The sequence below is a fragment of the Tunturiibacter gelidiferens genome (genome assembly GCF_051013345.1).
In the GTDB taxonomy this organism is placed as follows: Bacteria; Acidobacteriota; Terriglobia; order Terriglobales; family Acidobacteriaceae; genus Edaphobacter; species Edaphobacter gelidiferens_A.
On record NZ_CP132939.1, the window covers coordinates 530,282 to 552,644 of the forward strand.

The following is a 22,363-nucleotide window of genomic DNA, read 5'->3' on the forward strand; positions in this document are numbered from 1 at the left end:
TTAGAGATCCTCCTCGCCTAGGCTCTACCGGTGGGGATTAGCTAACCCGGACCCAGATTAGCAACCTGCTTGGGTGTTTTCCAAGAAACACCCACCGAACAGTGTGGACACAAGACTTTCCGGATTTCTGGGTTCTGGGCGGATAACGGGCAACCCGCACCTTACCCGTCGTTGGCCGTTCGGGCGCGTAACGGAAGGGTTGCCGACCATCCGGAAATTAGGATTTGATTGGGTGACCACAAGCGCATTCTCGGTAACGTTATCGATCGCTCTGAGGCGGCGAAGTCATATGAGCGGTTACCGTGCGGGCTCCCTGCGCATCTCGTTCTCGAGCGCAGATGTAAAGCTGTGCCGCGTGACGCGGTCACGCAGGCGAAGGAACGGACGCTCGACAGCCACGTGCAGTAGCACTCCCCAGCGAGAAAAATTAGGGAGAATCTTTTGGGTTCTGGTGTCGTACAGCTCTATTGTCGGTCTTACCCTTCTAGTGGGACATAAAGTAGATTCCCGATTTAGAGACCCCATAAGGCCGCACACTTGGCGTCTGCCTCCGTACGGCCGTCCTGTGTCTGACAACGCGCAAAGGTCGCGAGAGTTAAGGTCGGCAGGTTTAGTGGAAACCCTCTGCCAACATCAGGTCGCTGGCACTTTGATCAATCTGAGCGTATGCCAGCCAGGTTTCGTCGGGAGCGAGGGCAAGACCACCCCAGTAAGCCGGTTCCCGGGGAGGGGTATCCGCTTGGTGACCCGCGCGGACGCAAACTCGAAGAAGTCAATGCTCGGCTGGGCAGACGACCGATCGACAAAGAAGATGCCCTTGGAACTCACGACCCACTCCGTCGGCACGCCGACTCTCGGCATACCTTCCAGCGGTCGTTCTTCGCCAGTAGTGATATTTATGACGTGGATCGCTGCGTCCTGTTGTCCTGCAATGAAGTAGAGAGTGCTGCCGGTCTTCGATTGCTGAACGTTAAAGCCGCGCGTCTGACTCACCAGTTGAGGGTTCCCACCCTGTAGAGAGACCCGGTAAAGGCCTCCTTCGTCCTCCTTTGTACCGGACCGGAAATAGATCCATTTTCCATCCATGGACCAGCTTGGCACGCTGGCGACGAGCCCGTTCGTAGCAATGCGCTTTGGTAGTGCCATGTTTGGATCAACAAGGTACAGGCCCGCTTCCCCGGATACGCGTGAATCAAAGACGATTTGTTGGCCGTCAGGCGACCACCGCGGAGTGCCAGTATGGGAATGGAAGTTGCTCAACTTCACGGCGTCACTGCCATCCAGATTTGATACCCAAATCTCAGACGCCCCGGAACGTTCCGATGTGAAGACGATCCGCTTACCGTCAGGGGATATGTCGGGCTGTAGATTATCCCGGGAGGTCGGGAACAGCAGCGCTGTGGATGTTCGGCCCCGACGGCGCAGATCGGCTCGCCACAGATTGATATTTACCTTTCCCTGCGAATAGGCCAGACGCTCTCCATGCGTGGAAATGGCGGGTTGAAATGCGTCATGCGCGAACGTCAGCTGTTGAGGCTTGCCCCCGTTGCTGCTGATTTCGAAGAGGTTCCACTTTTCAGAGTAAACAATACGCTTGCTGTCCGCTGACCAGGCAAGCGGAAACGGAGCGTCCTTCACCCTGGTCAAGACCTTGCTGGTGCCGCCGTTTGCAGGAAGAACGTGAATGTCATAGCTCACATCGAAGAAGCAGCTGAAGGCGATCCATTGCCCATCAGGAGAAAAGGTGGGAGAAAGCGCTGCACTGCACTGGGGCGGCTTGGTGACAGAGCGCGTCTCGTCGTTCTCCGGTGTCAGGAGGTGCATGCCGTCTATGCCGGCATACAGTAGCTGGCGACCGTCCGGCGACCAGTTGAGAGAAATGGTAGGGCTGTTTTTGCAGAAGGTGGCATCGGCCAGCTTGCGTTCGGGCCCACCCCGGGCGGAAACCATGAAGATGCCAGATTCCCCGGCATCTTGCCGAGCAAAGGCGATGTTGCGGCCGTCGGGCGACCAGGCAGGCACGATCCATACTGCCGGATGATGTGTGAGTTGCTCCACCCTCTCGGCCCCAATCACTTTCGCATACAGGTCGAAGCGGCCCGCCCCGTCACTCCTGCCACCATCCCACGCGAATGCGATCTGACTACCATCCGGGGAGAATGCGGGTGAGAACTCGCTTCCTGGCAGCACCGTCAATGGCATGACGCTGATATCTTCCGGTGCTTCACTAGGAATATTCCCGCGTTGCTGTGTCTGATTGCGTCCGGACTTGAGCCCGGCGATTTCGGGGTGGACGAACTGAGCGGAACGTCTATTCTGCTTCAGGTGCTGAAACAAAAACGCACCCGCGCTGAGGAGCAGGAGCAAAGGCGCCAACACGACCGCAAAGCGCCGCTTTTTCCACCACTCCCTAACTGGGTGAGCGGTGCTGGTGCTGGCCGCGGAGGTGGAAGGCGCGGGTTCTGTCCCATCAGGGTGGACTTGGCCGGATGCAACCTGCGCGACTTCGGCGTTCGCGGTCGCTTCCAGAGCTGTCTTTGCGCCTCCATCGCCATCTCGTTCGACAGGCGAGATGAAACGGTAGCCGCGTCGAGGTAAGGTCTCGATGAATCGGGGCTGTTCGGCGGAGTCGTCGAGCGCCTCGCGGACACGGTTCACAGCAGCATTCAGCCCATGGTCGAGATCGCCGAAAGTTTCGGCTGGCCAGAGCTTCCGCTGCAGGTCTTCACGAGTGACCAAGTCTCCCGGTCGGTTCAGCAGAGTTGCCAAAACCTGAAAGGATTGCGCAGGCAGACGAATGCGCATGCCCTTCCTTCGCAGTTCCTGACTTCTTAAGTCCACCTCGAAGGGGCCGAAGCGAAGGATCTCCGCGGATTGAGCCACATCACGCAAGGGGCCACCTATCGGTTCCAGACGAGTTTACGCCCAAGGCATTCCGGATGACAAAGCTGAATCAGGCGGCTGGGCGGCTGGCGATGCACAGCAGAAACGATGGCACCCAGCGTTCTTACTTTGCGCCCGCTGACACGCTCATCGGACCGCCTCCTGGGCATATTTGCGGCCTACTATCAAGGAATCCGACTGTGGCTTCCACAGGTCGGCTCGTAAAATGTCCGCAATGTTCACACTGCAGCATAAACGATCGAGCAATCAAGTCATCGTGACTCCGACAGCGCAATGAAGAATGTCTCAGCGGAGCGCGTTGCAAAGTTTTTCACGAAAGTGGGGGCAGATATCCGGTCAACAAGGCGGTCCGCGATCTATGTGTCTATGCGCGTCAGGATGTCGCCAAAGATCCCCCTTTTCGAGCCTGGATCTGATCTCGTGGCGGAATTTCCTCATTTATGTTCAACCGGAGCTGCAGGAAAAGATCATCTCGACCTTGCACTATGCCTTGAACCCATCCGGCTTTCTGTTGTTGGGAAGCGCCGAGAGCGCAGCTTCTTATCCGCAGGTGTTCACGCCTCTGAACAAGAAGAACAAGATCTATTCCAAAAGGCTTGGCAATCAGCGCCAGCAGCGAGTAGGACCCCGATAAAGGCGAGTGTGTATCGCCACCGAAAAAGGCGCAGCCCGTCAGCCGTGCGAGCCGGAGCTACAGTAAGTCGCAGATCTGTTCACAGATCATCATCGTAGGACACTGTGAGCGCGGCTCGATGCCTCACTGTCCCCGCTATCTCAGTAATAAAACAAAGTTTAGGGGGTGATCTTCTTGAGACACACATTGCGATCTGCCTTGCATTGAGGTAGCAGGTCGAAGGGAGCAACGTAGGCGGAACCGATGAGGTATCCGCCATGAAAATCTTCGCCGTTGTCATCTTTCTTTGTGTGTCTTCACTCAATGCGCAAACGACCTCACTTAAGATTCTGCCGATAGAACTCCCAAACCGTCCCGCCTCTCTCTCGCACGCTATCGCTTTCTCCTGCACAACTGACTACGACCCATCACAATGTCTTAGGAACGCCGCGTTGCTGGCAAAGGTTCTCGAAAGATATCCAACTGAAAGAATGGGCCAGTGGACATTCGTGCTCGCAGGTTCAGCACGCTGGAGGCAGACGATAAAGGAGTTGGGCGGGGACACGGAATCGCCCGCATTCAGCGAGCTCATCGCTCGCGTCACAGTGTTGAAAGATGAACTCTTTGAAACCGCGAATTCTCGACAGGCAATGGTAGCTCGCAGATTTGGACTGCCACCGGGAAGTATCCTCGACTATGCGGTCACCCATGAGATGGGCCACGCAATATGCGGGGAATACCAGGAGAACCTCGCAGATAAGTATGGATTGGATCTGCGACGAGGGATTGCTCCGATGTGTCCAACTTATCGAAAGCGGTCTAATACTCCGTAGAATGACGTTATCAGTGCTAGTCAGAATAGCCGTATCATATCGACCCCACTGCAAAATGTGTCTCCCGTTCGTTGGCCATCCGGAGATTAGCAGTGCGTCCGAGCCTTGGGAGTGACAAATCGTCAACTCACTCACCGAACAGTGCGGACACAAGACTTTCCAGATTTTCTGGGTTCTGGGCGGATTACGGGCTACCCGGATGGTTGGCAGGAACAGACTACTCGCGAAGTAGTCGATATCGGACATAAACTGTCTGTGTGCATTTGAAATGTTTCAAGTGCCCGTCGTCCGCACATCGTAAGTGAAGTTCAGTGCAGTTTCAGCGGAATTGTTCATCCAATCTTGTATGAGAATCCTTGTGATCGGCGGGAACGGTTTCATCGGCTCACCATTGGTGAGTGAATTGCTCAGTTCCGGACATGAGGTCGCGGTTTTTCACCGCCGCTCCGATGTTGGTCTTGCCGACTCTGGAATTGTACAAATCCAGGGGGACAGGAATCGGCTTTCAGATTACGAAGGTCAGCTGCGCCGATTTTCTCCTGACGTCATCGTCGATCTGATTTTGAGCTCGGGCGACCAGGCTCGGCAACTAGTGGAGACCGCGCGTGAAATTGCGCGGCGGGTGGTCGCGATCAGCAGCATGGACGTTTACCGGGCGTGGGGTGTGATGCTCGAGGTCGAAGCGGGCCCATTGGATCCGTTGCCGCTCACGGAGGACTCCCCGCTCCGTACCACTCGAAGACTCTACCCACCGGAGACGGTGAAGATGCTGCAGAACACCTTCACGTGGCTCGACGACCACTACGACAAGATCGCGGTCGAAGATGCCATACGGGGCGATCCCGCGGTGCCGTGGACCATCTTAAGGCTGCCGATGGTGTACGGCCCAGGCGATCCCCTCCATAGATTCTTCCCACTGCTGAAACGCATCACAGATGGGAGATCCTCCATACTTCATTCCGAGGATCTCGCAGGATGGCGGGGGCCGCGAGGATATGTGGAGAACGTTGCGCATGCGATTGCACTCGTTGCAACATCGGACCGGGTGGCGGGACGTATTTACAACATTTGTGAAGAGCCAAGCTTGCCAGAACTCGCGTGGCAGACGAGGATAGCAAAGCAGATGAACTGGACTGGGAAGTTCCTCGTACTGCCGAGAGGCCAGACGCCAAAGCACCTATTGCAACCCGGCAATGCGGCTCAGCATGTGGTCGTCAATTCCGAGCGCATCCGAACGGAGCTGGGCTACGAGGAACTGGTTGAAATCGACGAAGCGATACGACGAACGATTGCATGGGAGCAGCGAAACCCGCCAAGCACCGTCAATCCTCAACGGTTTGATTACAGTGCTGAAGACGCGGCTATCGCCAACCTGCCGTGAGTTGAAATGGCGACTGGATCCAGTCTGATCCCATCGTTTGTTGTGGTCCGTTGAATTGTGTAGATTTGTTCCGCACATCCCAATCTTTGCCACTGGTATCATCGATCGCTAATATTCCTCCCGACGCCCAACGCCGCATTTCAGTTCATCGATCTGTAGATAGTCCTGATGCAACGCGAGGTATCTATCATGTCAGAACCCCTTGTCACTTACCTACACGACCACCTGGGCGGTGCGCAGGTCGCAATTCAGCTCCTCGAAGGTATGCGCGATCAGCATGACGACCCAACGTTCCGGGACCTCGCCAGCGCACTGCTGCCGGAGATTCAAGCTGACGACGCCATGCTCCGTTCTATCGCAGAGAAGATTGGCGCCAGTCCCAGCGTGATCAAGCAGGCAGGCGGATGGCTTGTCGAGAAATTCGCGCGGGTAAAACTGGGCCACACTGGCTCGACAAATTTCGAGATGTTCGAGTCGCTGGAACTTCTTGCTCTCGGTATACATGGGAAACTAATTCTGTGGAAAGCGCTCCATGCGGCCTCCGGGCTCGATTCTCGACTACGTCAGTTTGACTTCGAAGAGCTCGTCAGCCGCGCCCAGCAGCAGTATGACAAAGTGGAAAATCATCGGCTGAATCTTGCGGAAACAGTCCTTTCGTCACCAGCTGAGAATTAATCACACTAAAGAACAGCAAAGGCTTTAAGCATCGTCCGAAACAGGCTCGTGTAAAAATAGCTAGCTTCTTCCGAGTGACGGGCAACCCGCACTTGTCCACATTGGTTGATCGGGCGCCTAACGGAAGGGTTGCCGACGACTCGGGAATAACTGTGCCTTGTGGATACTCGGGCGTTTACCTGTACCGACCAAAGCGTGCAGTCAATCGAACAGGAAAAGCCAATTCTCGCATCCGGAGAGGTACGTCCCTGAGTCTTATGGGTGACCACCCTTGCTCCGGAGCTTCTCTACCAGTCGTGTGACTGTGCTGGGGTCCAGCAGCATAAATCTCAGCCGCCTCGAGGCCGCACGCCAGGGTTTCGATTCACCGTCATGAGCAGGAAACCAAGGTAATCGGGCTAATCCCGTGCGGGAGAAGGCGTCTTCGCCTAGCCTGGATATGTTTCTGGGCAGGGCATTCGCCGCGTAATAGGGGCAAGGGCAGTAGGGATGGACCTGTTCACTCATGATTCCGCCTTATTCAAGCATGCTTGTACATGCAATGAACCGGGGATAATTTGGTACACGCCGCTCACGAGTCACAGGACTCGCCCCAACGATATTAGGAGACTCCATGCTTCGCTTACTCATAACCCTCCTCCTGCTCAGCAGCTTCAATTCTGCACAAGAGAGTCATTCGGCAGCATCGGCGACCAAGCCGGAGGCTGCGTCCGACCTTCCAGTGTGGTCGACTACTCTGACGCAGCCCAACAGGTATATCTCGGCGCACGGGATTCGAGGCTTCGCTGGCGGGTACTCTGAAGATGGTCTGGAATTCTGGAGTTTCCCCTTACAGCTCGTATCCGGATATCACCTGAGCTTCGTGCTGCCAAAAGCTCCCTCTATTTCTGCGATCAGTATACTCACGTCGGTCGAGGTCGATCCCCTCGGCGTGACTCGTATCTACACTGCACCGGCCTTCCGCGTGCGTGAACGAATTACGACACACGCGAAGGACCCAGGTGTTCTCGTCCGTTTTACCGTGGAAGGCCGCAGTGATCTTCATATTCAAGTTCACTTTCAGCCGTCGCTCAATTTGATGTGGCCAGCTGGCATCGGCGGGCAGGAAACCTCGTGGGATCAGGATGCGCGAGGCTTCCTTTTGAGCGAACCCACGCAGCAGTTCCGAGCACTCATTTCGTCACCCGAGGCAACAGAGCACAGTGAAATAAACAATGATCGCCGCGGTAGCGATTTCAATCGTTCCACCACTCTCACACTCGAACCGAAACCTTGTGCTGGCGGCCAATGCGCGACGCTGGTGTTTGCGGGACAAAGTGAAAAGGAGGATGAGGTGCATGCGACAGCAGCTTCTTTGCTGCGTGTGTCCGAGGATTCTGCGATTGACGACGGGAAGCGCTTTAGCTCGTCGGAGATCGTAAAGGTCACTACGCCTGATGCGGAGGCGAATCGTGCGATCCAGTGGGCGCAGATAGCCCTGGAGCAGGCCTGGACGTGCAATGCGCGTCTCGGCTGCGCTGTGGTCGCCGGCTATGGGCCTTCGCACAGTTCGCGCCGTCCACAGTACGCCTGGCCCTTCGCTGGAGATGGTCTGTTGGCAGCGGAGGCGCTGTTGCATGAGGGTAACTACAAGCGGGCCGCTGACGAACTCGACTTTCTCTACCGGTATCAAAAGCCGGAAGACGGCATGATGTGGCACGAGATCTCTCAAAGTGCAGGCTTTATAAACTGGGCGAAGGACTATCCTTACATGTATGTTCACGTCGACATAACCTTCGATTTTCTGACGGAGCTTGCCGAATACGACCGGATCAGCGGGGATCAAGCTTTCCTCTCCCGGCATTGGCCCGCAACCTTGAAAGCGTATCAATACTGTCTCTCCACGCTGGATAAAAGCGACGGCCTGCCGCGTGTACCGGCGGGCAAGATGAGCGGTAACGAGCAGGATCGCCTCACAGACGAACTGACACTCTCCGCATCCTGGGTGAGTGCAGCCCATGCCATGTCTGAACTTGCTGCGTCAATGCACGATGAGGCACTGAGTCGGCAGGCGGAGTCTGCGAGTCTCCGCGCCCGGGAGAGCATCCGATCGCGATACTGGGATTCCACTGCGCGGCGCTGGGTTAGCGGCTTTACCCGCTCCGGGACGGCGACGGAGAGGACGTCCGCAGCGGATCTGGCGGCTATTGCTTCCGGCGCTTCGACACCGGAACAGACATCAGCAACTCTGGACCTGCTTGCGACCCCACCTTATTTGACTCCGTGGGGATTACGCAGTAAGCCAACCACGGCTCCGGATTACGATCCGACCGGATATGCGAAAGGGAGTGTGTGGGCCCTTCAGTACGGCTGGGGCGGCCGAGATGATGTGGCGGGCTCATCGGCCAGACACTGCAAACACTTTGTGGCAGAGTCTCGTGCCTTGGGAGTCAGTCGATTCACTTGGTCACATGCATGAAGTGATGTCCGGCAGTTTTTTACGCCGCAGCGCGAATCTGTGCCGGAACAGACCTGGTCCTCATCAGCATTTCTTTCCGCAGCGATTCACGGCATGCTGGGGCTGGAATCCGAAGGACGGAAGAACGTGCTGCACTTCGAGCCGCAGGTCCCTACCTCTTGGCATTTATTGCATGTCGAACATGTCCGCGTCGGCAACAGCGTTGTTGATTTTAGCTGGCATTCAGAGAACGGACACTTCACTTTGGATTTACGTAATGCAGGCCCCATGTTTCATCTCAGCTGGACACAGTCCAGAACAGGCAAGGATGGGATTGCTCCTGCCTCGCTTGAGCGCGATATTCCGACAGGCAACACGCACTTGAGCATCCCCTGAGATGGACATAACCAGATGCTAGCAACAACTCCAAAACGATGTCCGGGAACCATTTCGAGCATTTTTACACCAGGCTGTTGGCGACTCACTCCTCGGGTAGCTTGGAGGGCTGTGGCGTTCATGCTGTCTGATTCAGCGATTGACCTCAGGCCGTTGCTCCTGGATGACGGGCAAACCGTACCTTACGGTTGCCTTCCGGTCCGAACGGTCGGGGCGGCGGGTTATTTGACGAGTTGCCGACCACCCGGGAGTAACCCGGGCATGAGTCTTTTGCGCTTGTCGATCAATGCATTACCCTGTGGGCGCCAAAACAGGAAATCCGCCTAGAAAGGCCAGAGACCTAATGCTTCCAGAATCGACCTTTGCTTCCCGGCAATGAGGGATGCGGCAGTCTGCTCCGGCGAAAAATGAATGCTGGGCAAGTCCGGCACTTCCGCGAGATAAAAACCGCTGACGGCCAGTACGGCCGTGGACTGACGGAGGTCGGCCAGACTCACTTTATCCAAAGTATCCTCTGCCGAATGCCCCTGTTCGGAGTAACGCGGATCATCAACGAGCGGAGCAATGCCGGGAATTCCCGCAAGAGTAAAGGCAAAGGCATCCGTCATGAACAACCAACCGTTCTTCGGAGTGTCCAGGTGTAGCTCGGGTGCGAGCGCATTCAGGCGCGTGAGCATGGGAATCAGCTCCGCGTGACCTGCGGTGGGTAGCATCGTAATCGGTCCAGCTCCCCAATCCAGCGCGAGTGCCGCACCGATATCGTGGAGTTCACGTTGATGTTCACGCACGTAGGCCCGTGAGCCCAGCAGACCTTGCTCCTCGCCGGTGAAGAGAACGAAGCGCAGTGTGCGATTAGGATGAAGCCCCGACTGAAGGATGGCCTCCGCGGCGCCAAGCACAGCAACAACTCCAAAGCCGTCGTCGGTAGCACCCGTGCCGAGATCCCAGGAGTCCAGGTGCGCTCCAATCAAAATGACCTGATCGGGATGGACTGTGCCGGGTATCTCCCCCACGATATTTCGCGAAATTACGGGCCCCGGCGTAAAGTGATTGAGCACATTGACCGATACGCGCACAGGTTGATTGGCTCGGAGTAAACGCTCGAGCAGCAGTTGATGCTCAACCGGAAGATCGAGCGCAGGAATGAGGTTTGGATCGGGATCGGGAAGCTCGACCGCAACTGGTTCCGAGTGTACGAGGCCGTTCCCCGGTCGGGTGTCGTGCCGAAACACGGCGACCGCATGCGCGGCGGTAGCAGCCCGCAACAGGGGAAGTAGCTCTGCATAGGCGTGCACCGGTTTGTCTGCCTTCGAAGAAAGCAACAGCACCTTGCCCTTCCAACTGGGACCCTGGCTTCGGACCAGATCTTGGAGGTGGGCTTCAACCTCGTTTGCATTCAGCAGCACAACTGGAACCGCCCCGTGATGCGCAGGCGTCGAACCGGTCCAGCCGTAAGCGGCTACGGGGATCGGGAGCCGGTATGGGGCTATCAATTCAGCTTCAGCGGAACCGCGCTCCCAACCGCGCGGCAACGTCCATGGCTCTGCATGGACATTCTCCAGGCCGATGGTGCGCATCCGTGCCAGCACAATCTCCTCGGCCTCATGTGCGCAACGGCTCGCGGTCAACCTTGGCCCGGTCTGGTCGGTAAGTTGAGTCAATGTCGGCATAGCATCGATTCTGGAGGCAGCCTCGCGCACCGTCGCAAGCTCGACAGCAATTGGGTCGCCGTCCGGCGCAATTTGTCCCGGAGCTTGATCGCAATCAGCGCCAGCGGAAACCAGACATGAGCAGCAGCCCATCTTTTCACGCACCCATCTTAATGTATTGAATTCTCAACGAGGGATAAGACGGGATTTTGGAAGCCGATGTCCAGAAACTCTAAAACCTCTTGGCCGAGGTCCAAAGAGGACGTCGGCCCGAAATTCGGCGCTGGTTTCTGGAATGATTCGAAATCGCCAATGTACGCAATATAAAAGGCGCCCACTTTGCTGTAGGTTGTGGTTATTCGTATCACCACCTACCGAAAGGAGCGGCGTTATGAGCCAAGAGAAATATATCGGCATGGACGTCCACCAAGCAACGATCTCGGCTGCAGTCACAGATTCCCGGGGAAGTTGATCATGGAAAGTATTCTGGAGACGAAAGCGGCCACGATCCTTGAGTTCCTCCAAGGGCTACACGGAAGTTTATCGGTGACCTTCGAAGAAGGAGTCTCTGCGGCCTGGTTACATGACCTGCTGAAACCTCACGTCACCCATCTCGTGGTCTGCGATCCGCGCAAGAACGCCCTGTTGAAAGACGGCAGCAAGAGTGACCGAATCGATGCGCGAAAGCTGGCGGAGCTGCTGCGTGGCAACCAGCTCACGTCGGTTTACCATGGCGAGCACGGGATGCGCACCATAAAAGAATTAGGTCGCAGCTACCTAACCATTACGAAGGATCTCACACGAGTCATGAATCGGATCAAAGCCCTCTACCGAAGCTGGGCCATTCCCTGTAGCGGTACCAGCGTCTATGCACCGCGGCATCGCACAGAATGGTTAGACAAGATCCCGGAACCCGGAGTTCGTCTCCGGGCCGAACGGCTCTATCAGCAACTGGATCTGCTGCAACCAGTGCGTCAGCAAGCGCGACGCGACTTGCTGACCGAGAGCCGCAAGCATCATGCCGTGAAATTGCTTCGCCAGATTCCTTCGATCGGTCCGATTCGTGCAGCCTTGCTGGTTGCGCAGCTGCAGACGCCCCACCGTTTCCGTAGCAAGCGCCAGCTGTGGGCTTACAGTGGTTTCGCGCTGGAGACCCACGACAGCGGCGAGTATCGCTACGTCCGAGGGAAACTGCAACGAAACCGGGAGCGCATGACCGTGCGTGGCCTGAGTAACAACCATAATCCCGATGTGAAGAATCTCTTCAAAGGGGCTGCGATCTCCGCTAGCACTCACCCTGGCCCCCTGTACGATTTCTATGTTGCTCTTCTTGAAAAAGGAATGCGACCGACGATGGCGCGTCTCACCCTGGCACGCAAGATTGCCAGCATCACTCTAACGATTTGGAAGAAAGGAGTGGATTTCGACGCCACACAATTGCATCGGCAAGAAGCTTGAGCGTCTCTGATAAGGAGGCCTTTCCATCTCCGGCCATTCTCTTAGGTGGTGGTCGGTCGGGTTCTCGAGACGCTCGGTTCGAGGTGAGTATCAGTCAATGAGTTCGGCCTTGTGTGCTTCGGCACCGAGTCACTAATGCACGCTATGCCTCCTCGGATAACCAGAAATAGCGATAGGCCACGAGCCTCAAATAGAACCATGGTTGACATTCAAATACCAGGTCCGCTTGCCCAAGTCTAAGACTCGATTGGCGTCGTCACCACCGGAAGATGCAAGCCACGGAATGGCAAACAAGCCAAGACAAACCTCTCGAGCGAATCGAGGGGCACGTTCACAGGCAGTGGGCTGGATCTCGAGACAAAAATCTTCTCGGCGTCCGGTCGAGGGAGAAACTTTTTCTTGACATCCCTTTTTATAGAACTCATTGATCTTCGTTGAAGAACTCCAAATTTCGGGTTGCTGTCGGATCACGGGCAAACCGCACCTTACCGCCTGTTGCTCCGACCGGAGTCGCCATGCCGCCGCTGACCGCTGGATTTGGCAATCGAGACCGCTTCCAAGCGGAGGACTTACCGCTAATCAGCAAAATGGCTTTCCTGCATTCGGTAGCTATTGAGTTCTGGCTCTTGTCTCATGTGCGCTAGTGACAGAAGAGCAGGAATTGTCGCTACCTAGAAAGCCGGGGTTCGTTGTCAGCGTTTAGACCCCAGAAATCCCACGAGGGCATCGCAGTTGAAAACGACTGCAACGTGGAGTCATCGACTTGCTGAACATATACCGTGTTTCCGTTCTCATCGACCCCTTCTTCAATGGCGCGTATTCCAACTCGAAGAAGCCAGTTACGAACTCGTCGCGCTTCCAGAACCACCTAAAGTGGAGACCAGGTTTTGGTCTGTAGACTCCCCAAGCGGCGCTTGCAACACGGTCACCTAAGACAGGCATATTGTCCTGCCCTACATCGTCTTTCGCCCAAACGATTGTTAGGTCCGTCGTATAGGGAGCCGCTTCAGATGCAGCCACAAAAGTCTGAACCTTAACGACGTCCAACAGATCAACCTGTTCCCGAAGCCTTGCTGGAAAAGCCAAATGCCTTATGTCGACGCCCTTAGTTGAAGGAAGAGTAGCAATCGAGGACGGCCCGCCCAGCAATACGGAATCCCCGAGAAACATAACCTTCGCCGGGACGCAAAACCGGAAAGGTGTATTCCACTACTTCGCTATCTCCCACCACCGTTCTTGTCCTAAACTTTGCATATTCAGGGTTGGGCATGAAAACGTGATTCTGGTCAATGCTAATTTTGCTGAATGGTGGGAAGACCCGCCCTGGATAAGTCATTCGGACCATAACATCGTGAAGAGATCGAGAGCCGGAGTTCTTGAGATAGAACGGGACCAAGAAAAGAGAACGTTGGTTGTTCTCGGCTTGTGTTGAGCCGATTACGAGATATTGGACAGGACCGTTCTTTGATAGACCCGTTTTACGAAGATCGCCTCCGAATAAAGCTTTTTGTGCTCCAAAGCCAAACTCAAGACTTGGTGACCGCAGGTTGCCTCCCGTGTAGGCGAACCACAGGGTTAGTCCTATCGAGACCACACCCGTCACTCCACCCAAGATTGCCAAGAACGTCATCAACCCGGCAAACTTGGCTTTTTCTGTTGCGGCTTTGGCAGACTTCCCTCGACTAACCAAGAACCCCTCCAACACTGAACAGGTCAGATGTATTTTCACTCCAAGGCTCGCACAACTCCGGCCCCACGTTCCGTATGCTTCCGACTGCCATCCCTACCTCCATGCAGCCATCTCCTTATTGGAAGGGCGCAAGAGGTCTATTGGGAGCCAGGATGCGTCAACAGGTGCCAGCCATCGCGCATAGTCAGCCCGCGGCAGGATGACGGGCATACGGTTGTGAATAGTGTGCATAAGGACGTACCAGCTGAATCGTGACGAGCGAAGGAATGGGAGAATTCCGGACACAATCGATCTGAGAGAGTCGAGTACCACGAACCGTCTATCTGTCGCTACAACCTAACACCGCATATTCCCTGCCCCGGATGCGATCAGGCAAGTCGACATGTACCGGGATGACCCGGGTGCCTCAGCAACCGCCCACACTCTAGGATGCCTGAAAAACGTCTCGAACGGTACTAACGGCAGCACTCGGTATGGATGGCGATTAGGATTCGAACCGAGGGGGAATGGGGAAGAGTGCGCCCAGCGCGTATCACGACTAGGTCTTGGGTGTCTCCTTAGCTTCTTTTGACCCTCGTAAATCGAAACCAGTAGTATTGCTGCTTCGTCGGGCTTGTGATTGTATTTGGCTCTGATTTGATCACACGGTTCAGGTCGTGCAGCTCTGATCCGGCGGTGTCGCTCCGATACTGAGAGGTCGTAATGGCAAACGTCGAGTACTCCCCCAAAAAGGCGGACCTTTTCTTTCCAGCACGAAGAGGCAACTTCTTCTCCAACATCCTTTCTGACAAGTATGAAGCCGTATGTGCCGAGATGGCCAGGTTGGCATACTGCCGAAAGGAACCGGCATTTGGGTTCGACAGAGACCAGATAACCGGCATATTGAAGAGCCAAGGATTCACCGCCGGCCAATTCTTCGAGAGCAAGGGCACGCCCGACGGAAGTGGCACACACTGCTTCCTCGCCTCAGACCCCGCCAGGAAAGTCGCAATAGTGGCGTTCCGGGGCACGGATGCTTCCGATCCAACCGATCTGTACGACGATGCGTATGCGCTTCAAATTCCCTGGAAACCCGGCGGAAGAGTGCATGCCGGGTTCGCTCACGCCTTGGCGCACGTGCAGGATGACCTTCTGGCAGCGATAGATGATCTCAACTATAAGACCTTCTACACAGGACACAGCCTGGGAGCAGCCATGGCGACCCTCCTGGCCAGCCTACGAAAACCCGACTATCTCTACACGATTGGATCTCCGCGTGTAGGCGACAACGATTTTGTTAATACTCTCGCAGGCGTTAGCTTCCGCCGTTTCGTGGATTGTTGCGACATAGTCACTCGCGTGCCACCAGAGAACCTATTTTTAACTGACCCTTATAAACACTTCGGCAACCCGTCCTACATCGACCGCGATCGCAATCTGCAGGAAAATCCAACCGACGCCTTCATACTCGACGACCGGCTTCACGCCTCTACCGACTACATCTTGAAATACAGTTGGATCAGCGGAAATGTAGCCGTTCGCGAACTCGCGGATCATGCACCTATCAACTATGTAGAAGCGCTAAAGTGAAAATGACGAGACAGCATCCGAACCTCAGAGACCGAATTCAACACCCTCTGTAAACGGGACGTAGTCCTGTCAGAAGCTCGTCCGGTTGACGGTTCATTGGTGTAGAGGGCCGCCAAAGAACGGTTACAGGCAACTTTTGCACGGCTCCAACCTCACCTCAGACTGAATAAGCAATATCAACATGACGGGTGTTGTACTGCAATTCAAGAATTGGATTGTCAAAATGACAGATAGGTCACAGAATTGCGTATGCATCATGCCCTAATTTTCGCGTGCTGTGCTCTCGCCAACTAGGTTGCATTCTTTTGGTATGAGGACGAGGAGGCGTTTGGCAGAACCGAACTTTAGACCCATACATTCTAAACAAAGATCGGCATAGGGAGTCATGGACACCAATCTGAGCTATTGCCAACGCCTCGCTGAAGTTCTTTGTAGCCTTATCGCCGATAAGGTAGATGATCCCTTCAATGTTCGCGCCGAAATCAATGCGCTATTTACGGGGCTGCAAGCCTCCAGCAAGGTAGAGCCGGACGTGCTGGCGGCTTTGCTGAAACAGAGCCCCGACGCACAGGCGAAGCTGGCTGTTATTTCCGAGTACACGCCGAGCAAGTGGCTTCTAGAACGCGAGCTCGAGGCGCAGGGCTATTGGAAGCCAGGGAGTGACGACGCCTACACCTGCGCAGGCAAACGTTCGGCGACGGGGCTCTGCTTTTCGGGTGGTGGCATTCGCAGCGCGACCTTCAACCTTGGCATTCTTCAGGGGCTTTCACAGCATCATCGACTTTCCAACTTCACGTACCTCTCCAGCGTCTCCGGTGGAGGGTATATCCATCAGTTTCTGGCTAACTGGATTCACAATCGGAAGCTAAGCCACAACGCTGTCTTCCACCCAGAAATATTTCAGACTGTCGATAAAGTGAAGGAGCGAACGGCTCTTGATGATGTGCAGGACTTTCTTCATCCTATTCCCAATGCCCCAAGTGCAGTTGGCGAACATCCATTCGGCAACGCTGGTTACGCCACTGTTGTCTCGGAGCCGCTACGCTGGCTGCGCCGATTTAGCAACTATCTCGCACCGCGCAAAGGTCTGACGGGACTCGATACGTGGACGATACTGGCGGTATGGCTGCGCAATACAATTCTCAACTTCGTCATCATTTTGAGCGCCTTTGTTTTTTTGCTTTTGCTGCCACACACCCCGATCACTCGATGGATCATTGAGAAGAACTCTCAACCATCTCCCTGTCACGTATTCGACATCATCGTAGCGGTCGTAACGATGTCCTGCGTCCTAATTCCTGGATTTTTTGTCCGGAAATGGCTATGCAACTGCGGCGAAAGTAACGATACTAATCCGGGGTTTTCCAAGATCTTTATAGCCATGATGTCTCTTTTTATTGCCGCGGTCATTGCGGCACCTGCAGTTTATCGTTCTAGTCTTCCAGGCGAGTTCAGTTACTTCTATACTCCGACGCCCGTGGTGAACCCGGTGTTCGCTCCTATGGAGAAGCAATCGCACGTCCATTACACGGCTCATTTTGAGGACACTGCGGGGGCCAATAGCAGCGTTATGAAGATCGACACGGACGCCCGCGAGGCCGAACCTATCTCCGGGCTTCGCAGCCACTGGGAGCAACGCCCTGCGTCGTTTCTTCCTCATCCGTTGAAGGCATCCTCGTTTCTTCCATCTGCGCTTCCCTCTTGGTTCACAAGACAAACGTCTTTTCCGTTTACGCGGATCGCGTTTGTCCTCGGTAATGCCCTACTGCTCTTTCTTCTGAGCCTTGCGGCGAACAAGGCTCCCGCCCTTGGCAGGATTTCACTTCTCTTCGTAGGAATAGCATTCGCGTGGCTTTTGCTTTTCGGTGTCCGAACGCTTTTTTATGCGGCATCTTTCAGCATACGACCAGAGTTGATCTCGTCGCTTGGTGTAATTATTCTGCCTCCGCTTCTATTTGGTATTCCATTTATTACGCTCGCGCTCGGCTCCGGGCTGATCGGCAACGACATGCGTGACGAGCAGCGCGAATGGATGGCGCGGCTGCGTGCTGCGAGCTTTCTTACGGGCGCAGGTTGGCTGCTGCTTACCGCCTTCTCTCTTCTGGGTGCGGAGTTATTTGACGCGATCGCACGGATGGCAGTGGCTAAGTATGCGGTGTGGAGTGGATGGCTGGTGACAACGGTTGGCGGAGTGCTTGCCGGACGGTCAGCCAATAGCAAAGGTAAGACGACCGATAGCGACGACAGCACGAAGAAGGGGATCTCATGGGTCGAGCTCGTCGCTACGATCGCCCCGCCGGTCTTCATCGCGGGATTGCTGATTTTAATCGCGAAGCTAACGAGTTGGAGCATCTCGTCCGTTCCTACGCCATATATTCAGCCCGCCAGTCTCCACGTGGTTTGTATCTCAGGCCTGGTGGCGTTGACCGTATTTTTGTTGTTTGGCTGGCGTGTCGACATCAACGACTTTTCTATGCACACTTTTTATCGCGACCGCTTAGCGCGTTGTTATGCGGGCGCTTCAAACTCGACTCGCCAACCAAACCATTTTACTGGATTCGACACTAGTGATCGTGAGCTTTTGATGACCTCATTGCTCCCAGACTCGTGGAGCGTGTTGGAGGGGATGGAACATGCTGGCACTAAGGGGACGTATGCAGGGCCCTTCCCCATTATCTGCACCTCGATTAATCTGACAACAGGTGAGGATCTTGCCTACCAGGAGCGAAAGGCTGCGTCGTTCGCTTTCACGCCGCTGTTCTCGGGTTTCAACGTTGGCTGGACCGCGGGACGAAACGCAAACACCCAATTTAACGGATTCGTTCCTACCGCTGAGTATGTCTACACCGATCAGGGAGGGGTGTCTTTGGCCACGGCAGTCGCAATTTCCGGTGCTGCGGCGAGCCCCAACATGGGTTATCACACGAACTCGGCAATTGCGTTTCTGTTGACGGTTTTCAATGTGCGCCTAGGCTGGTGGCTCCGCAATACGCGTCGCCGGGTGATCGCGTCGGCTAACCCGGCCCACCTTCCCTCCGTGCCGCGCTTTGGGCCGCTGCGCCTGTTTGATGAGTTGATGGGCCGCGCTAACGATACTGCATCTTTCATCTACCTGACGGATGGTGGCCACTTCGACAATATGGGGCTGTATGAGCTGATTCGCAGGCGCTGCCGTACGATCGTTGTGTGCGATTCAGAGGCCGACGGCCAGCTTCACTTTGAAGGCATTGGGATGGCGATACGGAAGGCGCGTCTCGACTTTGGGGTTGAGGTGGAGTTGGGGGTGTGGACGATGATGCGAAAGACAGGGAGCAGATCCCCCAGCGCCGCCTGCTCCGGAGAGCTTCAATATCACGGCGTCGGTTTCGAAAGTCGATCCGGCGGGTATTAGTGGGGAGATCTTACGCAGTCAGCCTACGCCTGGACAACGCATGGGGCTCAATTCGTTCCGCGATTATCCGAATAATACGACGCACGCTGTAATTGGAACGGTTACGTATCCAGAAGACCCAGGGCATCCTGGTCACATTCTTTACATCAAGTCTTCGCTGACTGGAGACGAACCTGCCGATATGCTGAACTTCCGCAACCAACATCCGACGTTTCCGAATGAGACGACCCTGAATCAGTTCTTTACGGAGTCAGAGTTTGAGAGCTATCGACGGTTAGGACAGCACATTATTCAGGACGATGAGATCGTGGGGGCTGGCTCGATCTGCATATTCCGGCGGGGAAACGTTCTTAATTGCAGGCACGGCCATTTCGATGGAGAGTGTCTGAAACCCGCGGTGCGCCTACCCAAGCCAAACTGCGCAGTCTCAGACGAGGCTGAACAGGTTCGGCAGGCTGGTTTTTCTCCCATCTGCCCACACATCGAAATGTACCTGCTAGACTGGCCGAGCCTATATCGATCATAAGAATCCGCAACATAGGGAACTCCGGGGGAATCTGGCGTGCAATTTTCTTACTCCCGCACCACGCTTTTGACAATTGACGAACCCGTAGTTGCACCTAAGGGATTGGTCTACAGCACTTCTCCCCGCCGGGCGGAAGGTGACAACGGACGGTCTTACTTCATCAAAGGTCATGAAAGCAATGAGACTATTTTCGCAGAGATTGGTGGCTGCATACTAGCGAATGCAGTGGGTCTACCAGTCCCGCCGTTGCGTTGTGCGACTTCGAGGGCACGCAGTTTGCCGGCAGTGAAGACTTACGTGGTATCCGAGACGTATCGGCGTGGTTGTGGGAACGTGACAAAATAGAGAACGTAGCCGACCTTTTGAGAGTTGTCGCCGTGGATACCTGGCTCGCAAACACAGACCGAAATTGGGGTAATTTGATCGGACAATCCTCGGGACAAGATAAAATCCGGCTGTTCTTCATCGATTTTGAGAAATCTGTCGTACTCCGGCCCCTGCCGCTGATGCGTACCGCGGAAGTGATGAGCAATGAGTTGTGGCCAAGAGGACAATTGGGGAGTCTAATCCGTGGCTGGGGCTTTCTGCACCCACCCCAAGACATCATGAGGAAGATAGCGGAATTCAATTTGGAGCACTGCAGGGAGCTGTTATCTCCTTCTGCAACCGCTATCGGCATTGATTGGCTCGATAGTGCGTGTGATGCTCTGTCCCGACGTTCGGCCCAGATTCAGACGCTTGTGGAGGATGTATGGAACTCAATATAGGCAAGCGCATCGCAGAATATCGCCTCGTCTTCTTCCAGCCTGAACCAGAGGACGGGGAGCGCCTATGTATCGCTCTCCTTTTCTCCGACCGGGGCAACAGGAGAACGCTGGTCTACGACTCCAGCTTCGCTCGCGTCCGGTGCTTCGCACCCAATTTCGAGGTAGGCCTCTTAAGATTTCTGATGAAGAGTCTCGACAGTCAACTGCAAGATCGGAATCTAAGCATGGAACAGGCCTTAGCCAGCTTAGGGTCGCAACTCTGCCTTTCGGCTGAAAGGCAGGTTGTCTCCCGGTTTCTGACGCGATCAAAATGCGCCTTCTCGAACGCTTTGTAGTTCGCAAAGAGACTGAACTATTGGCTGTGGCGGCATCCCAAAAAGTCTCCGCCGATACGCGCTTCGCAGAACATCTGTTGAGCTTCGCGAGGCCCCTTATCCAAAACAGAAACCCAACGGTCATTGAGAATGCCAATGCTGAACAGGTGCTTGGGCGAAAGATCGCCGGGGTAGGTAAAGTGAGCCTACTGATCCGAACCAAGGACCGACTGACAGTCTTGGACGGAATTGATCTCTCGATTCAGGCCCCAAAGGATGCAATAAATCGCACTGGCAAGGTGGCCCATACCTTTTGGCAGTACGCACGCTACGCGGCGGAGCTTGTCATCCCTCGGAAGATAAACCGTGTCGCGGTGATCTTCAATGGTGCGGCTCATCCTGGCGCAACCTATCGTGACGCTCAGAGCTTTGCCCGGGAGATTCTTGCTGAGCGGTCGGAGTTGCTCATTGAACACGATGGCGCAGAGGACTTGAGTCGACTCGAAAGGCTAGTTGTTCAGTAGCTATCCACGATGCAGGTAGACGCGGAGGACGAAGGGGTAGCTCTGCAAGCTGGTTGCCCGATCACAACCCTTTGGCAATTCCGAGAGAGTGATCTCCAAAGCCGAGGTGATTTTGCTCAGGGTGCGCAGCCCCAGCTCTCGGGCTCTCGTGCGCCGCGCTCCACATCTGAAATATGTACCTCGTGGACGCCGGACTGCTCGGCAAGGTCAATCTGCCGCCAATTCCGGGCGCGGCGTAGCTTCGGGATCCGCTCATGGTCGAGGGTTCCCCTTGAGTGGCAGCGTCTGGCTTACCGGTGGTTCGAATCCCTCTCTGGGATTGATGCGGCAGACGGTATGGCGTATTACGGCCACGGTCACGCCGATGTCCCTATCCGGGTGAAGAAGGTCGGTGGCGTACCGTCCAGAGATTGTTGTTTTTCTTTAGTGGGCAGGGTCCGGGTCGAAACGCTATTTCAGGCTGCTCAAGCGAAAGTGGCCAACCCACGCTCACGCTGATATTAGAATCGCTGTCTTCCCGTTGTTTGAAGTGTTCGCTTAAACATAGCTGGACAGTTTCTATTCGTCCGTTGCTAATAGTTTCCATTTTGTGCCCGAAGAGAGTTCCCCCGGCGTCTTCGCCCCTTCGTACTGAACGGACGGCCATTAGAATCAAAAAGGAAAGAGGAGCAATACTGATGAAGGAATTGATTACTGAAGACCTTACCCCCGCCGCAAAGAGGATACTTGGCTGTTTCCGTAAGCGTGAGTTACAAGCGGGCGGGATGATTCATCCTGCCGATTTCGGCGATTCGATAATTTGGGAAGCTGGCTTCATTCGTGACGAAGAGGTTCGCCAAGCGTGGGCTGACATTACATCTAAGGGCTACGTAACCGAACACAATGCTGCGCTTGAATTGACGAAGAAAGGAGAACAATTTCTCTATCGTGAATCGGGTGCCTCCGAACTGAAACCCGGAGAACCCGTAAAGCTCGAAAATGTGCAGGACGTTCTCTTGGGAATTCTTGACGTGCTAGACAATCTTCGAACCGACCTCACCCTACTCACGACAGTCGTGGGTGACGCCAGAATCAATCCCCCTTTCCGGGAGGTGGTTGAACTGAAGAAAGGTATTGAGCAGGGGTCATCTATCTATACTTACAGGCTGCGTGAATGCATCAGGAGTTTAGGAGCGTTAGAACCGACGAGGTCGTCCTAAGAAGCTCTAAGCGTGACGGTTTGCCTCGACGGATTTT

At 55.1% G+C, this 22,363-nt stretch carries 17 protein-coding genes; 12 read left to right on the top strand and 5 right to left on the bottom strand.

Translation table 11 applies throughout. From position 1 onward, the window contains the following. Window positions 1–633: 633 nt before the first annotated feature. Entirely contained in the window at window positions 634–2,883 is a 2,250-nt protein-coding gene (locus tag RBB80_RS02590; RefSeq protein WP_433970062.1) for a winged helix-turn-helix domain-containing protein, read from the bottom strand. A 379-nt stretch (window positions 2,884–3,262) separates the two neighbouring features. On the opposite strand from RBB80_RS02590, the gene RBB80_RS02595 reads away from it, so the two are divergent. The 6 genes from RBB80_RS02595 (at window position 3,263) to RBB80_RS02620 (ending at window position 9,239) form a co-directional block, all read left to right on the top strand. Beyond that, a complete protein-coding gene (locus RBB80_RS02595; RefSeq protein ID WP_433966779.1) occupies window positions 3,263–3,538 on the top strand; it encodes a CheR family methyltransferase in 276 nt (91 codons plus the stop codon). A 530-nt stretch (window positions 3,539–4,068) separates the two neighbouring features. Further along, on the top strand, window positions 4,069–4,350 hold the full coding sequence (locus RBB80_RS02600; protein ID WP_433966780.1) for a hypothetical protein: 282 nt from the start codon (window positions 4,069–4,071) through the stop codon (window positions 4,348–4,350). A gap of 346 nt (window positions 4,351–4,696) precedes the next feature. After that, entirely contained in the window at window positions 4,697–5,731 is a 1,035-nt protein-coding gene (locus RBB80_RS02605) for an NAD-dependent epimerase/dehydratase family protein (RefSeq protein ID WP_433966781.1), read from the top strand. 189 nt (window positions 5,732–5,920) lie between these two features. Then, window positions 5,921–6,406 carry a hypothetical protein gene (locus tag RBB80_RS02610; protein ID WP_433966782.1) on the top strand — a complete coding sequence of 162 codons (486 nt, stop codon included), beginning with the start codon at window positions 5,921–5,923 and terminating at the stop codon, window positions 6,404–6,406. Between the two features lie 613 nt (window positions 6,407–7,019). Next, window positions 7,020–8,864 carry an MGH1-like glycoside hydrolase domain-containing protein gene (locus RBB80_RS02615; RefSeq protein ID WP_433966783.1) on the top strand — a complete coding sequence of 615 codons (1,845 nt, stop codon included), beginning with the start codon at window positions 7,020–7,022 and terminating at the stop codon, window positions 8,862–8,864. A gap of 39 nt (window positions 8,865–8,903) precedes the next feature. Beyond that, window positions 8,904–9,239 carry a hypothetical protein gene (locus RBB80_RS02620; RefSeq protein ID WP_433966784.1) on the top strand — a complete coding sequence of 112 codons (336 nt, stop codon included), beginning with the start codon at window positions 8,904–8,906 and terminating at the stop codon, window positions 9,237–9,239. Window positions 9,240–9,562: 323 nt separating this feature from the next. Here RBB80_RS02620 and RBB80_RS02625 read toward each other — a convergent pair whose 3' ends face one another. After that, window positions 9,563–11,053: a M20/M25/M40 family metallo-hydrolase gene (locus tag RBB80_RS02625; RefSeq protein WP_433966785.1), complete on the bottom strand. Its 1,491-nt coding sequence runs from the start codon at window positions 11,051–11,053 to the stop codon at window positions 9,563–9,565. A gap of 309 nt (window positions 11,054–11,362) precedes the next feature. Here RBB80_RS02625 and RBB80_RS02630 point away from each other — a divergent pair, with 309 nt between their 5' ends. Then, the gene (locus RBB80_RS02630; protein ID WP_433964555.1) at window positions 11,363–12,346 is read left to right on the top strand and encodes a transposase; all 984 of its coding nucleotides are present in this window, start codon (window positions 11,363–11,365) and stop codon (window positions 12,344–12,346) included. A 1,105-nt stretch (window positions 12,347–13,451) separates the two neighbouring features. On the opposite strand, the gene RBB80_RS02635 is transcribed toward RBB80_RS02630, so the two are convergent. Both RBB80_RS02635 and RBB80_RS02640 read right to left on the bottom strand, forming a co-directional pair. Beyond that, complete coding sequence (locus tag RBB80_RS02635; RefSeq protein ID WP_433966786.1) at window positions 13,452–14,075, bottom strand: hypothetical protein; 624 nt, start codon at window positions 14,073–14,075, stop codon at window positions 13,452–13,454. 54 nt (window positions 14,076–14,129) lie between these two features. Continuing rightward, window positions 14,130–14,267 (bottom strand): SOS response-associated peptidase family protein, encoded by a 138-nt coding sequence (locus tag RBB80_RS02640; RefSeq protein ID WP_433966787.1) that lies wholly within the window; start codon window positions 14,265–14,267, stop codon window positions 14,130–14,132. A 471-nt stretch (window positions 14,268–14,738) separates the two neighbouring features. On the opposite strand from RBB80_RS02640, the gene RBB80_RS02645 reads away from it, so the two are divergent. The 4 genes from RBB80_RS02645 (at window position 14,739) to RBB80_RS02660 (ending at window position 21,127) form a co-directional block, all read left to right on the top strand. After that, on the top strand, window positions 14,739–15,605 hold the full coding sequence (locus RBB80_RS02645) for a lipase family protein (protein ID WP_433966788.1): 867 nt from the start codon (window positions 14,739–14,741) through the stop codon (window positions 15,603–15,605). A 385-nt stretch (window positions 15,606–15,990) separates the two neighbouring features. Beyond that, a complete protein-coding gene (locus RBB80_RS02650) occupies window positions 15,991–18,996 on the top strand; it encodes a hypothetical protein (RefSeq protein ID WP_433966789.1) in 3,006 nt (1,001 codons plus the stop codon). Window positions 18,997–19,036: 40 nt separating this feature from the next. After that, window positions 19,037–19,522 (top strand): hypothetical protein, encoded by a 486-nt coding sequence (locus RBB80_RS02655; RefSeq protein ID WP_433966790.1) that lies wholly within the window; start codon window positions 19,037–19,039, stop codon window positions 19,520–19,522. 1,077 nt (window positions 19,523–20,599) lie between these two features. Continuing rightward, entirely contained in the window at window positions 20,600–21,127 is a 528-nt protein-coding gene (locus tag RBB80_RS02660; protein ID WP_433966791.1) for a hypothetical protein, read from the top strand. A gap of 116 nt (window positions 21,128–21,243) precedes the next feature. Here RBB80_RS02660 and RBB80_RS02665 read toward each other — a convergent pair whose 3' ends face one another. Further along, on the bottom strand, window positions 21,244–21,375 hold the full coding sequence (locus tag RBB80_RS02665; RefSeq protein ID WP_433970064.1) for a helix-turn-helix domain-containing protein: 132 nt from the start codon (window positions 21,373–21,375) through the stop codon (window positions 21,244–21,246). Window positions 21,376–21,804: 429 nt separating this feature from the next. On the opposite strand from RBB80_RS02665, the gene RBB80_RS02670 reads away from it, so the two are divergent. Then, window positions 21,805–22,326 carry a hypothetical protein gene (locus tag RBB80_RS02670; protein WP_433966792.1) on the top strand — a complete coding sequence of 174 codons (522 nt, stop codon included), beginning with the start codon at window positions 21,805–21,807 and terminating at the stop codon, window positions 22,324–22,326. Window positions 22,327–22,363 lie beyond the last annotated feature (37 nt).

Coding starts and splice junctions, on each gene's coding strand:
- RBB80_RS02595 (WP_433966779.1), top strand. CDS start 3,263: ATGTGTCTATGCGCGTCAGGATGTCGCCAAAGATCCCCCTTTTCGAGC.
- RBB80_RS02605 (WP_433966781.1), top strand. CDS start 4,697: ATGAGAATCCTTGTGATCGGCGGGAACGGTTTCATCGGCTCACCATTG.
- RBB80_RS02610 (WP_433966782.1), top strand. CDS start 5,921: ATGTCAGAACCCCTTGTCACTTACCTACACGACCACCTGGGCGGTGCG.
- RBB80_RS02615 (WP_433966783.1), top strand. CDS start 7,020: ATGCTTCGCTTACTCATAACCCTCCTCCTGCTCAGCAGCTTCAATTCT.
- RBB80_RS02630 (WP_433964555.1), top strand. CDS start 11,363: ATGGAAAGTATTCTGGAGACGAAAGCGGCCACGATCCTTGAGTTCCTC.
- RBB80_RS02640 (WP_433966787.1), bottom strand. CDS start 14,267: ATGCACACTATTCACAACCGTATGCCCGTCATCCTGCCGCGGGCTGAC.
- RBB80_RS02645 (WP_433966788.1), top strand. CDS start 14,739: ATGGCAAACGTCGAGTACTCCCCCAAAAAGGCGGACCTTTTCTTTCCA.
- RBB80_RS02650 (WP_433966789.1), top strand. CDS start 15,991: ATGGACACCAATCTGAGCTATTGCCAACGCCTCGCTGAAGTTCTTTGT.
- RBB80_RS02655 (WP_433966790.1), top strand. CDS start 19,037: ATGGGGCTCAATTCGTTCCGCGATTATCCGAATAATACGACGCACGCT.
- RBB80_RS02660 (WP_433966791.1), top strand. CDS start 20,600: ATGCGCCTTCTCGAACGCTTTGTAGTTCGCAAAGAGACTGAACTATTG.
- RBB80_RS02670 (WP_433966792.1), top strand. CDS start 21,805: ATGAAGGAATTGATTACTGAAGACCTTACCCCCGCCGCAAAGAGGATA.